This is a genomic window from Pseudomonas sp. A125 (assembly GCF_055409485.1).
Genome location: NZ_JBUZVP010000016.1, coordinates 99,604 through 112,803, shown reverse-complemented (window position 1 = coordinate 112,803; position 13,200 = coordinate 99,604). Strand labels below are relative to the sequence as shown.

Here is a 13,200-nt window from a genome sequence, read left to right as displayed (position 1 = left end):
TACAAAATGATGAACCAAGGAGAGTCGCAATGCCCTCAGTACCCGTAGCGCAACTCAAGGATTATGTCGGCAAGGAACTGGGACGTTCCGCATGGCTCACTATCGATCAGGCACGCATCAACCTGTTCGCCGAGGCCACCGGCGATTTTCAGTTCATCCATGTCGACCCGGTTAAAGCCGCCCAGACACCGTTCGGCGGCACCATTGCCCACGGTTTCCTGTCGCTGTCGCTGATACCCAAGTTGATCGAAGACATCCTGATCATGCCCGAAGGCCTGAAGATGGCGGTCAACTATGGCCTGGACAGCGTACGCTTCATCCAGCCGGTGAAGGTCGATTCCAGGGTGCGGCTGGCCGTGACCCTGACCGACGCCACCGAGAAGAAGCCCGGGCAATGGTTGCTCAAGGCCACCTGCACCCTGGAAATCGATGGCCAGGAAAAGCCTGCCTATATAGCCGAGTCGCTGTCACTCTGCTTCGTCTGAGCCCTGCTGTGGTGAGCCTGGCCGCTCACCACAATTCATGTAAATTTATGTATAGATCTCGCAGCTGCGGCATACTCGGCGCTCAATTATCCGGATCCCGCTATGCGCCCACTCGCTCCCCTTGCTCTTGCCCTGTTGCTCACCGCGTGTGGCGATGGCGAATCGCTGTTGCCGCCCGATGCGCGGCTGCCCGATGGCGGTCGCTACCGCGGCGATGTGGTCAATGGCTTGTTGCAAGGCCAGGGCCGGGTGGACTACCCCAATGGCAGTTGGTACGCCGGCCAGTTCGACAAAGGCCAGTGGCACGGCCAGGGCGAATGGCATGGCAGCAACGGCGAGGTCTATAAAGGCCAGTTCCAGCAAGGCCTGTTCGACGGCCAGGGCAGCCTGACCACGCTGGGCAACAGCTATGTCGGCGGTTTCAAGCAAGGCAAGCGCAACGGCGAAGGCACCCTCAAGGAAGGGCAGATGACCTATCGCGGCGAATTCAAGGACGACCAGTACTCCGGCTTAGGTCGCCTCGAACTGGCCGACGGCAGCCAATACCAGGGCCAGTTCGCCCACGGCAAGCCCAATGGTGAAGGCCAGCGCAACGACGACAGCGGCAACCAGTTCAGCGGCCACTTCGTGGATGGCCAACTGGAGGGCAACGGCACCTTCAACAGCGCCGATGGCGACATGTACATCGGCCATTTCAAACAGAACCAGCTCAACGGCAAGGGCCGCTACGAAAACGCCGACGGCGACGTGTGGATCGGCGAATTCAAGGAAGGCGCCCTCAGCGGCAAGGGCGAACTGATTGGTATCGACGGCAGCCACTACGTCGGGCAATTTGCTGATTGGCGCTTCACCGGCCCTGGCCGCCTGAACCTTACCGACGGCAGCTTCTATGTCGGCGGGTTCGACAGCGACAGCTATCAAGGGCGCGGCACCCTGGTACTCACCGACGGCACCGTGCAAGCCGGCACCTGGGTCAACGGCATGCGCGTGCGCGATGCCGATGGCAAGCTGTTGCCCGACCCACTGGAAACCGGCTTGCTGGCCCAAGGCCGCTTGCTCGATGCCGCCCTTGCTGCGGTGCCCGCTTCTACTTCGGCGGTAGAGCTCTATACCCTGGTGGTGGCCGGTGACGGTAAACAAAGCGTGTTCCTGCGTGAAGCCGACTACGTCAGCAACATGCTCGCCACCCGCTTTGGCGCCCGTGGCCAGATCCGCCTGGTGAACCACCGCGACCACATCGCCGACCGCCCCATGGCCACCCGCGAAAGCCTGCGCCGCTCGGTCCAGACCCTGGCCGAACGCAGTGGCCCCGAAGACCTGGTGTTCATCTACCTGACCAGCCACGGCACCCATGAGCACGAACTGGTGCTCGACCAGCCGCGCATGGAGCTGGCCGACCTGCCGGCCGATGAGCTGGCCGCCGTGCTCGCACCGCTGAAGAACCGCGACAAGATCATCGTGATTTCAGCCTGCTACTCCGGTGGTTTCATCCCGGCCCTGAAGGACGAGCACACCCTGATCATGACCGCCTCGCGGGCTGACCGCGTGTCGTTCGGCTGCTCTGAAGAAGCCGACTTCACCTACTTCGGTGATGCCCTCTTCGCCCAGGCCTTCAACCAGACCGACGACTTGCAGCAAGCCTTCAAGCTGGCGCAAACCCACGTGGCCGAACGCGAACAGGCAGATAACTTCGAGGCCTCCGAACCGCAGATCTGGGCTCCCAAGGGCGTGATTGCCCACTGGCAATTATTGCGTAAACAACAGGCACGAAAAGCGCTGGAAAGCGTCTCAATGAATAGCAAGGAAGCCAAGAGCAACTAAGCTGAATCTGTATAAGGGGGAAACATCATGTACCTGACGCCTCAGCACATATTGCTCGCCGGAGCCTCCGGCCTGACCGGGGAACACCTGCTGGACCGCCTGCTCAACGAGCCGACCGTGACCCGGGTGCTGGCACCGAGCCGCAAGCCTCTGGCCGAGCACCCGCACCTGGAAAACCCGGTGGGCGACCCGGCGGTGTTCTTGCCGCAACTGAGCGGCCAGGTGGACATCGCCTTCTGCTGCCTGGGCACCACCATCAAGCAGGCGGGCTCCGAAGAGGCCTTCCGCGCCGTCGACCTGGACATGGTCGTGGCTTTTGCCAAGCGCGCTCGGGAAATGGGCGCGCGGCACCTGATCGTGATCAGCGCGATTGGCGCCGACCCGAAATCCTCGATCTTCTACAACCGGGTCAAGGGCGAGATGGAACAGGCATTGAAGGCCCAGGGTTGGCCGCAACTGACCATCGTGCGTCCTTCGCTGCTGCTGGGTGAGCGGTTGGAGCCACGGCTGGCCGAACAACTGGCCGGGCCATTGTCGCGGCTGATTCCGGGCAAGTACCACGGCATTGAAGTGTGCGAGCTGGCGCGGGCGATGTGGCGGCTGGCGCTGGAAGAGCAGGATGGGGTGCGAGTTGTGGAGTCGGATGAGCTGCGCAAGCTCGGCAAGTAATTTTTCAGTGAGGCGACGGGCCTCATCGCGGGCAAGCCCGACTCCCACTTTGACCGCGCTGTCATGGCGAACACAGTCTCAAGTGGCAGCTGGCTTGCCTGCGATGAGGCCGGCACAGGCGCCGACCCTTTCAGGCCCTACAGCCCGCCCGTCGCGTTAAACCCAACCCCCAGCACCGTCAGCACCGACAGCGGCAACAGCAGCGTGTCAAGCAAGGCGCTGGCCGGCAGGTCGACATGGGGATAGCTCGGCGCCTCGGCACCAAAGCGGTCCATCGCGCAGCACCCGCCCTGAATCGCATACATGTCCAGCCGCGTCCCGGCGTACACCACCGGCGCGCCGGGTTGAGCCGCGTCCAGCGTGCGCGCAGTCGCGCAACCGCCCAGTTGCAGCGCCAGCAACACCATCAAGAGTTTATTCATCGCTGCTCAAATGGTGCTCGCCCCAACGCGGGAGCATGTCCTGGGGAATGTTCAGCAGGTTTAGAATCCGCGCCACCACAAAGTCCACCAGGTCATCGATGGTTTGCGGCTGGTGATAGAAGCCAGGCGATGCCGGCAAGATGGTCACGCCCATGTTCGACAGCTTGAGCATGTGCTCCAGATGAATGCTCGAATACGGCGCCTCGCGTGGCACCAGAATCAACTGGCGACGCTCCTTCAAGGTCACGTCTGCTGCACGCTCGATCAGGTTGTTGCAGGCGCCCGTGGCAATCGCCGACAACGTCCCGGTGGAACACGGCACCACCACCATCGCGGCCGGCGCGCCAGAGCCCGAAGCCACCGGCGACATCCAGTCTTCCTTGCCATAGACCTTGATCTGCCCCGCCGCCGCACCGGTGTACTCGGTGAGGAAGGCCTGCATCATCTGCACCTTGGGCGGCAACGCGACATCGGTCTCGGTGGCCAGCACCAGTTGCGCCGCCTTGGAGATCAGGAAGTGCACCTCGCGGTCTTCGCGCACGAGGCAGTCCAGCAGGCGCAAGCCATACGGCGCGCCCGAGGCGCCGGTCATCGCCAGGGTGACGCGTTCCGGGCCGCTCATTTCAGTGCCTCAGCCAGTTTGCCGTGCAGGCCGCCGAAGCCGCCATTGCTCATGATCACCACGTGGGTGCCTGGCTTGGCCAGGTGCTTCACGTGTTCGATGATGCCTTCCAGCGAGTCGCAGCAGATCGACGGCACCGTGCACAGCGCGGCGATGGCGGGCAGGTCCCAGCCAAGATTGGCCGGTGCATACCAAAACACGTGGTCGGCATCGTTGACGCTTTCCGGCAAACCATCACGGTGGGCGCCCAGCTTCATGGAGTTGGAGCGTGGTTCGATAATCGCGATCACCTGGGCGTCGCCTACACGTTTGCGCAAGCCATCCAGGGTGGTGGCGATTGCCGTCGGGTGGTGGGCAAAGTCGTCGTAGATGGTAACCCCATTCACTTCAGCGACCTTTTCCATCCGGCGCTTGACGCTCTTGAATGCGCTCAGGGCCGCGATGCCCATGGACGGCACCACGCCGACATGCCGCGCAGCCGCCAAGGTGACCAACGCATTGGCGACGTTATGCTGGCCCGTCATGTCCCAATCGACGATGCCTTGAGCGACGCCTTCGAACAGGACCTCAAATTTCGAACCGTCTTCACTCAGCAGCTTGACCTGCCATTGGCCGCCCGCACCGGTGGTTTGTACCGGGGTCCAGCAGCCCATCTCAATCACGCGTTGCAGGGCCGGCTCGGTGGTGGGGTGAATCACCAGGCCTTCGCTTGGAATGGTACGCACCAAGTGGTGGAACTGCCGCTCAATGGCCGCCAGATCAGGGAAGATGTCTGCATGATCGAACTCCAGGTTATTCAGGATCGCCGTGCGCGGGCGATAGTGAACGAACTTGGAGCGTTTGTCGAAGAACGCGCTGTCGTATTCGTCAGCCTCGATAACAAAAAACGGCGTGTCACCGAGGCGCGCCGACACCGAGAAATTCTGCGGCACGCCACCAATCAGGAACCCCGGGCTCATGCCCGCGTGCTCCAGTACCCAGGCCAGCATGCTGCTGGTGGTGGTCTTGCCGTGGGTACCGGCCACGGCCAGCACCCAACGGCCCTGCAGCACATGGTCGGCCAGCCATTGCGGGCCCGACACATACGGCAAACCTTTATTCAGCACATATTCCACCGCCGGATTGCCGCGGCTCATGGCATTGCCGATCACCACCAGGTCGGGGGCCGGATCGAACTGCGCCGGGTCGTAGCCTTGAGTCAGCTCAATGCCCTGGGCTTGCAGTTGCGTGCTCATGGGCGGGTAAACGTTGGCATCGGAGCCCGTCACATGGTGGCCCAACTCTTTGGCCAACACCGCCATCGAGCCCATGAACGTACCGCAAATACCGAGAATATGAATGTGCATAGTCGACCTCGTAAAACATCGAGGCAGGTTAGCGTAGGGTGGGAAAATTCGCACTCTTTAGCTAACGGGCGATCCCGTGTTTACGCAGTTTTCGATACAACGTGTTGCGGCTGACACCCAGCTGCTCCGCGGTGTGGCTCATGTGCCAGCGCTGCTGCCCCAGGACATTGAGCAACGCCAGGCGCTCCGCATCGTCCAGGGGGGAATCCGAAGGGTCCTCCACTACCACAGGCTGCGGGCGCGCCTGGCGGATGACCGCCGGCAAGTCCTCAAACCCAATCCGCCCGTCGTCACACAACGCCGCCAGGGTGCGCAATACCGTACGCAACTGCCGCACATTGCCTGGCCAGGCAAAGGCCAGGAGCGCCTGGCGCGCGGCGCTGTCCAGCAATACCGGCTGGTCGCCCGCCTCCTCTGCCAGCAAAAAGTCCAGCAACTGCGTCTTGTCGCTGCGCTCGCGCAATGGCGGCAAGGCGATTTCCAGACCATTGAGCCGGTAGTACAGGTCTTCGCGAAAGCTGCCGTCCTGCACGCGCTCCAGCAAATTACGGTGGGTGGCGCTGATGATTCTGACGTTCACCGCCTGCGGCTCGCCGCCGATAGGCACCACCAGTCGGTCTTCCAGCACCCTTAATAGCCGGGTTTGCAAGGCCAGTGGCATGTCGCCGATCTCATCCAGAAACAATGTGCCGCCATCCGCTTGTTGCAGCTTGCCGCGCATGCCTTCCTTGCGGGCGCCGGTGAAACTGCCGCCGCGATAACCGAACAGCTCGCTTTCGATCAGGCTTTCGGGGATGGCCGCACAGTTCAGCGCGATAAAGGCTTTGTCGGCCCGCAGGCTGGCATGGTGCACCGCCTTGGCAAACGCCTCCTTTCCGGAGCCGGTTTCGCCATTGACCAGCAACGGCACGTCGCGCTCAAACACCCGCAACGCCTTGCGAAAATCGTTTTGCAGCGCAACATCCCCCAGGCAAATGCCCGGCAGCCGCGGCCGTTCGGGTAAAACCTGTGGCACCGGGGCAGGTACGCTGCGTGGCTGGCCGCGCAGTACTGCGAACAACCCTCTGCCATCACGGGTACGCAGCGGCCAACTGGCGCTGGCATTGACGCTGGCACGCCCGAGCAACTCATCCAGCGAACAATCGAAAAACGCCTCCACCGGCTGCCCCAGCAACCCGCCACGAATTTGCCCGAGCAGGTTCAACGCACTCTGGTTGACCGCACAAATGCGCCCTTCGCCATCGAACGCCAGCAACCCTTCGCTGAACAGGCCCACAGATTCGGCCTGCAAATGAAAGCGCAGCAACCAGTGGTTTTCAAAATGCCGCAGGAAGTAACAGCTCTCGATCATCTTTGCCGAAAGATTGACCAGCGCCATGGTGTGGAACTGGCTTTGACGCGACACCGCTTCCCGGGCCGAAGACACATCCAGCACCGCCAGCAACTCGCCATGCGGGTCAAATACCGGGCTGGCCGAGCAGGTAAGGCCGGTATGCCGGCCACGGAAGTGTTCGTCACGATGAATGGTCAGGGACTGGCGCTCCACCAGGCAGGTGCCGATGCCGTTGGTGCCTTCGCAGGCCTCGCTCCAGTCGGCGCCCAGCCACAGCCCGGCACGCTCGAAGATCTTGCGCTCGCTGGGTGCGGTGACACAGTTGAGAATCACCCCGCGCGCATCGGTCAGCAATACTGCATGGCCGGCGCCGGAGAGCTGCTGATGCAGGCTGTTCATTTCGCTGCCGGCGATGCTCAACACTTGCTGCAGGCGTTCGCGACTTTCCAGCAGGCGACCATGTTCGAGCACCGTGGGGGCCATGGTGAGTGCGGGGTCGAGGTGGTAGTCCTCAAGGCAACGCAGCCAGGAGCGGGCGATAGACGGGTCGCTGCCGGGGCCGTGCAACGGGTCCTGGCCACGGGTGACAGTCAGGACTTGCTGGGCATGGCGACTGAAATGATCGTTTTGCATGTTCTTATTATTCTCCCTGCGTGAACTACATCACCAACAGACCGCGCGCGAATGCCCAGCATCCTCCAGCGCCCCGACCATTGCAATCCCGACCAGACCCATGGGTCACAGGCTGTACCGTTTATGGCACAAACTGTCACCCAGGCTGTACCGACTGTGTCACAGCAACGGTTTGCGACAAAGCCCAACCCCTTGATTTACGGGCACTGCAAGGCACTGGCCCGACCTTTGCTCTACGCTTTACCAAGCACAACCGTGCGTCCTCCAATAAACACAAAAGCCAGGAGATACCCACCATGCGTTACGCACACCCCGGTACTGAAGGCGCTATCGTTTCGTTCAAGGCCAAGTACGGCAACTACATCGGCGGTGAGTTTGTCGCGCCGGTCGACGGCAACTATTTCACCAACACCTCGCCGGTCAACGGCAAGCCCATCGCCGAATTCCCGCGTTCCACGGCCAAGGATATCGACAAGGCCCTGGACGCCGCTCACGCCGCCGCTGACGCCTGGGGCAAAACCTCGGCCCAGGACCGCTCGCTGGTGCTGCTGAAAATCGCCGACCGCATTGAACAGAACCTCGAGCTGCTGGCCATCACCGAAACCTGGGACAACGGCAAAGCCGTGCGCGAAACCCTGAACGCCGACATCCCCCTGGCCGCTGACCACTTCCGCTACTTCGCCGGCTGCATCCGCGCTCAGGAAGGCAGCAGCGCCGAAATCAACGAACACACCGCCGCCTATCACTTCCACGAGCCATTGGGCGTGGTCGGCCAGATCATCCCGTGGAACTTCCCGCTGCTGATGGCCGCCTGGAAACTCGCGCCGGCCCTGGCCGCCGGTAACTGCGTGGTGCTCAAACCCGCCGAGCAAACCCCGCTGGGCATTAACGTGCTGATGGAACTGATCGGCGACCTGCTGCCGCCCGGCGTGTTAAACGTGGTTCATGGCTACGGCAAAGAAGCCGGCGAAGCCCTGGCCACCAGCAAGCGCATCGCCAAGATCGCCTTCACCGGTTCTACGCCCGTGGGCTCGCACATCATGCATGCGGCCGCCGAGAACATCATTCCGTCCACCGTTGAACTGGGCGGCAAGTCGCCGAACATCTTCTTCGCCGACATCATGAAAGCCGAGCCGCAATTCATCGAAAAAGCTGCCGAAGGTTTGGTGCTCGCGTTCTTCAACCAGGGCGAAGTGTGCACCTGCCCTTCGCGCGCGCTGGTGGAAGAGTCGATCTACGACGACTTCATGAAAGTGGTGATGAAGAAGGTCGAGTCGATCAAACGCGGCGACCCGCTGGACACCGACACCATGGTCGGCGCCCAGGCGTCCGAGCAGCAATTCGACAAGATCCTGTCGTACCTCGAAATCGCCAAGGGCGAAGGCGCCGAGCTGCTGACCGGCGGCAAGGTCGAGAAACTGACCGGCGACCTGGCCACCGGCTATTACATCCAGCCGACCCTGCTCAAGGGCACTAACAAAATGCGGGTGTTCCAGGAAGAAATCTTTGGCCCGGTGGTGAGTATCACCACGTTCAAGGACGAAGCCGAAGCCCTGGCGATTGCCAACGACACCGAGTTTGGCTTGGGTGCCGGTTTGTGGACCCGCGACATCAACCGCGCGTACCGCATGGGCCGGGCGATCAAGGCCGGGCGCGTGTGGACCAACTGCTATCACCTGTACCCGGCGCATGCCGCGTTCGGTGGTTACAAGAAGTCCGGTGTGGGCCGTGAGACCCACAAGATGATGCTCGATCACTATCAGCAGACCAAAAACTTGCTGGTGAGTTACGACATCAATCCGCTGGGCTTCTTCTAACTAACAACCCGCTCCCACATTTGAAATGCAATCAAGTGTGGGAGCTGGCTTGCTGTGGCGAGCGGGTTTGCCCCGCGCTGGGCTGCGAAGCAGCCCCGTCAATCGGTGGTGAACCCGACGGGGGACAAGCCCCCTCACCACAACAAGCCAGCTCCCACAGTTGATCTTCATAAGCCCTGCGCCTCTCATTCGGCTGAAGTAAGCCGGGATAAAACAATAAGAACTAAAGGTACTTTTTATGCCTAGCGAACCCACAGGGTCTTCCGTCGACTTTGAAAAAGTCGGTACCGAATACTTCCAACAACGCGAACTGAAAAAAGGCGCCGCCGGCTGGGTGCTGTTAGTTGGCCTCGGGGTTGCCTACGTGATCTCCGGCGACTACGCCGGCTGGAACTTCGGCCTGGCCCAGGGTGGCTGGGGCGGTATGTTCCTCGCCACACTGCTGATGGCCACCATGTACCTGTGCATGTGTTTCTCCCTGGCCGAACTCTCTTCCATGATTCCTACTGCCGGCGGCGGCTACGGCTTTGCCCGCAGCGCCTTCGGCCCCTGGGGCGGGTTCCTCACCGGCACCGCAATCCTGATCGAATACGCCATCGCCCCCGCCGCTATCGCGGTGTTTATCGGCGCCTATTGCGAGTCGCTGTTCGGCATCGGCGGCTGGATGATCTACCTGGCGTTCTACATCATCTTTATCGGCATCCACATCTTCGGCGTGGGTGAAGCGTTGAAGCTGATGTTTGTGATTACCGCTGTCGCCGCAATTGCCCTGGGCGTGTTCCTGGTGGCGATGGTGCCGCACTTCAGTGTCGCCAACCTGCTGGACATTCCGGTGACCGAGGCCAAGGGCGCCAGCACCTTTCTGCCGTTCGGCTATGTGGGCGTATGGGCGGCGATTCCCTATGCCATCTGGTTCTTTTTGGCCGTCGAAGGCGTGCCGCTCGCCGCCGAAGAAACCAAGAACCCAAAACGCGACCTGCCGCGCGGCCTGATCGGCGCCATTGTGGTGCTGGCCAGCTTCGCCCTGCTGATTTTGGTGATCGCCCCGGGCGGCGCCGGTGCCTACGCGCTGATGGCCTCGGGCAATCCGCTGGTGGAGGCGTTGTCCAAGGCGTACGGCGGCTCCACGTGGATGGGCCACTTCGTCAACCTGGTGGGCCTGGCCGGCTTGATCGCGAGCTTTTTCTCGATCATCTATGCCTACTCCCGGCAGATCTTCGCCCTGTCCCGCGCGGGCTACCTGCCGCGCAAGCTGTCGCAGACCAACAAGAGCAAGGCGCCAGTATTGGCCCTGATCATTCCCGGGATCATCGGGTTTGGTCTGTCGCTGACCGGCCAGGGTGATTTGCTGATCCTGGTCGCCGTGTTCGGCGCGACCATTTCCTACGTGCTGATGATGGCCGCGCACATCACCTTGCGCATCCGCCGCCCCAAAATGGACCGCCCGTACCGCACACCGGGCGGCGTCTTCACCTCGGGTGTCGCGCTGGTACTGGCCTGTATCGCCGTGGTGGCGGGCTTTCTGGTGGATCCGCGCGTGGTCATTGGCGCGGCGATCATCTATGGAGTATTAATTGCTTACTTTGCTTTCTACAGTCGGCATCACTTGGTAGCAGGCACGCCGGAAGAAGAATTTGCGGCGATCCAGGCCGCAGAGGCCGCCTTGCACTAAACGCCGTAAATCTCGGTGCGGGCGCTTTACTCACATTCTGCCCGCGCCGACAAGGAGACTCTGTATGGCAAGTTTTTCCCACGCGGTCGGCGCATTGACCTACCGCTTTGACAGCCTCAAGGACGTGATGGCCAAGGCCAGCCCGGCACGCTCCGGGGATTTCCTGGCCGGCGTTGCGGCGCAGAACGACGGCGAGCGGGTGGCGGCGCAAATGGCGCTGGCGAATATTCCGTTGAAGCACTTTCTTGAGGAAGTGTTGATCCCGTACGAAAGCGACGAAGTCACCCGGCTGATCATCGATACCCACGATAAACAGGCGTTTTCCGTGGTCAGCCACCTGACCGTCGGCGGTCTGCGGGACTGGCTGCTCAGTGACGCGGCCGACGAGCAAAGCCTGCGCGCCCTGGCGCCCGGGCTGACGCCGGAAATGGCCGCCGCCGTGTCGAAGATCATGCGCGTGCAGGACCTGGTCCTGGTGGCGCAGAAGATCCGTGTCGTCACCAAGTTTCGCGGCACAATGGGTCTGCGCGGGCGCCTGTCCACCCGCCTGCAGCCCAACCACCCCACCGACGAACCCGCCGGCATCGCCGCAAGCATTCTCGACGGCCTGCTCTACGGCAATGGCGACGCCATGATCGGCATCAACCCGGCCACCGACAGCATCGCCTCGATCTGCGCCATGCTGGAAATGCTCGACGCGATCATCCAGCGCTACGAAATCCCGACCCAGGCCTGCGTGCTCACCCACGTCACCACCTCCATCGAGGCCATCAACCGCGGCGTGCCGCTGGACCTGGTGTTCCAGTCCATCGCCGGCACCGAAGCCGCCAACGCCAGTTTCGGCATCAGCCTGAGCGTGCTGCAGGAAGGCTACGACGCGGGCTTGAGCCTGAACCGCGGCACCCTCGGGCAAAACCTGATGTATTTCGAAACCGGCCAGGGCAGCGCCTTGTCGGCCAACGCGCATTTTGGCGTCGACCAGCAAACCTGCGAAACCCGCGCCTACGCGGTGGCCCGGCATTTCAAGCCGTTTCTGGTGAACACCGTGGTCGGCTTTATCGGCCCCGAGTACCTGTACAACGGCAAGCAGATCATCCGCGCCGGCCTCGAAGACCACTTCTGCGGCAAGCTGCTGGGCGTGCCGATGGGGTGCGACATTTGCTACACCAACCACGCCGAAGCCGACCAGGACGACATGGACACCCTGCTGACCCTGCTGGGTGTCGCCGGGATCAACTTCATCATGGGCATCCCGGGCTCCGACGACATCATGCTCAACTACCAGACCACCTCGTTCCACGACGCGCTCTACGCCCGACAAACATTGGGTTTAAAGCCGGCGCCGGAGTTTGAACAGTGGCTGGCAAAAATGGGCATCTTCACGCAAGTCGACGGCAAGGTGCACTTCGGCAACAGCCTGCCGCCGGCATTCCGCCACGCCCTGGCGCAACTGGGATGAAGAAGGAACCGCCTGTGCACATCGACACCCCGGAGAACAACGTGGACAACCCGTGGCTGGAGCTGCGGCGCCTGACCCCGGCGCGGATCGCCCTGGGCCGTACCGGCACCAGCATCCCTACCGGCGCGCAGCTGGACTTTCAATTCGCCCACGCCCAGGCCCGGGACGCGGTACACCTGCCGTTTGATCATGTAGGGTTGAGCAGCCAATTGGCCGAACGTGGCCGCGACAGCCTGCTGCTGCACAGCGCCGCTGTGGACCGGCATAGCTACCTGCAACGCCCGGACCTGGGCCGACGCCTGAGCGATGAATCGGCCCAGGCCCTGCGGGATTACGCCGAAGCCAACCCGGGCGGCGTGGACCTGGCGGTGGTAGTGGCCGACGGCTTGTCGGCGCTGGCGGTGCATAAACATACGCTGGCGTTTCTTACACGTATGGAGGAGCAAACCCACACTGAAGGCTGGTCGCTGTCGCCGGTGATTCTGGTGGAGCAGGGCCGCGTGGCCGTCGCCGATGAAATCGGCCAGTTGCTGGGGGCGAAAATGGTGGTGATCCTGATCGGCGAACGGCCGGGGCTCAGTTCGCCGGACAGCCTGGGGCTGTACTTCACCTACAACCCCAGGGTCGGCCTCACCGACGCGTACCGCAACTGCATCTCCAATGTGCGCCTGGAAGGCTTGAGTTACGGCATGGCCGCGCATCGGCTGCTTTACTTGATGCGTGAGGCCTGTCGCCGGCAGCTGTCGGGGGTCAATCTCAAGGATGAAGCACAGATTCAGACACTTGAATCGGACGATCCCGACCTGATGAAAGGCAACTTCCTCCTCAGCCCACCGGAGGACTGATCCCTGCACGATTGCGCTTTTTCTGCGCTTTAGGCAGCATCAAGACACGGCCGCTCGAGTGGTCATACCCCATTGT

The 13,200-nt window shown here is 62.1% G+C and carries 11 protein-coding genes; 7 read left to right on the top strand and 4 right to left on the bottom strand.

Annotated features, from left to right (window positions below; translation table 11 throughout):
- Positions 1-29 precede the first annotated feature (29 nt).
- The 3 genes from ACZRN6_RS21605 (at position 30) to ACZRN6_RS21595 (ending at position 2,975) form a co-directional block, all read left to right on the top strand.
- Positions 30-485, top strand: a complete 456-nt coding sequence (locus ACZRN6_RS21605; protein WP_322147726.1) for a MaoC family dehydratase — start codon at positions 30-32, stop codon at positions 483-485.
- Between the two features lie 102 nt (positions 486-587).
- Positions 588-2,306: a C13 family peptidase gene (locus ACZRN6_RS21600; RefSeq protein WP_464008807.1), complete on the top strand. Its 1,719-nt coding sequence runs from the start codon at positions 588-590 to the stop codon at positions 2,304-2,306.
- Positions 2,307-2,333: 27 nt separating this feature from the next.
- A complete protein-coding gene (locus tag ACZRN6_RS21595; RefSeq protein ID WP_010174756.1) occupies positions 2,334-2,975 on the top strand; it encodes an oxidoreductase in 642 nt (213 codons plus the stop codon).
- 137 nt (positions 2,976-3,112) lie between these two features.
- Here the strand turns inward: ACZRN6_RS21595 and ACZRN6_RS21590 are convergent, their stop codons facing one another.
- The 4 genes from ACZRN6_RS21590 to ACZRN6_RS21575 form a co-directional block, all read right to left on the bottom strand.
- Positions 3,113-3,397: a YceK/YidQ family lipoprotein gene (locus ACZRN6_RS21590; protein ID WP_322147728.1), complete on the bottom strand. Its 285-nt coding sequence runs from the start codon at positions 3,395-3,397 to the stop codon at positions 3,113-3,115.
- A complete protein-coding gene (ubiX, locus tag ACZRN6_RS21585) occupies positions 3,390-4,019 on the bottom strand; it encodes a flavin prenyltransferase UbiX (RefSeq protein WP_003219402.1) in 630 nt (209 codons plus the stop codon). The genes ACZRN6_RS21590 and ubiX overlap by 8 nt, the downstream gene beginning before the upstream one ends.
- Positions 4,016-5,365 (bottom strand): UDP-N-acetylmuramate:L-alanyl-gamma-D-glutamyl-meso-diaminopimelate ligase, encoded by a 1,350-nt coding sequence (gene mpl / locus ACZRN6_RS21580; protein ID WP_464008806.1) that lies wholly within the window; start codon positions 5,363-5,365, stop codon positions 4,016-4,018. Before mpl ends, ubiX begins: the two co-directional genes overlap by 4 nt.
- Before the next feature lie 61 nt (positions 5,366-5,426).
- Complete coding sequence (locus ACZRN6_RS21575) at positions 5,427-7,331, bottom strand: sigma-54-dependent Fis family transcriptional regulator (protein WP_464008805.1); 1,905 nt, start codon at positions 7,329-7,331, stop codon at positions 5,427-5,429.
- A gap of 296 nt (positions 7,332-7,627) precedes the next feature.
- On the opposite strand from ACZRN6_RS21575, the gene exaC reads away from it, so the two are divergent.
- The 4 genes from exaC to eutC all read left to right on the top strand — a co-directional run bounded on the left by exaC (position 7,628) and on the right by eutC (position 13,124).
- Entirely contained in the window at positions 7,628-9,148 is a 1,521-nt protein-coding gene (gene exaC, locus ACZRN6_RS21570; RefSeq protein WP_003219398.1) for an acetaldehyde dehydrogenase ExaC, read from the top strand.
- A 238-nt stretch (positions 9,149-9,386) separates the two neighbouring features.
- Positions 9,387-10,820, top strand: a complete 1,434-nt coding sequence (gene eat, locus ACZRN6_RS21565) for an ethanolamine permease (RefSeq protein WP_322147731.1) — start codon at positions 9,387-9,389, stop codon at positions 10,818-10,820.
- Between the two features lie 64 nt (positions 10,821-10,884).
- Positions 10,885-12,279 (top strand): ethanolamine ammonia-lyase subunit EutB, encoded by a 1,395-nt coding sequence (locus ACZRN6_RS21560; protein WP_464008804.1) that lies wholly within the window; start codon positions 10,885-10,887, stop codon positions 12,277-12,279.
- Entirely contained in the window at positions 12,276-13,124 is an 849-nt protein-coding gene (gene eutC, locus ACZRN6_RS21555; protein WP_464008803.1) for an ethanolamine ammonia-lyase subunit EutC, read from the top strand. Before ACZRN6_RS21560 ends, eutC begins: the two co-directional genes overlap by 4 nt.
- The last annotated feature ends 76 nt before the right edge of the window (positions 13,125-13,200 follow it).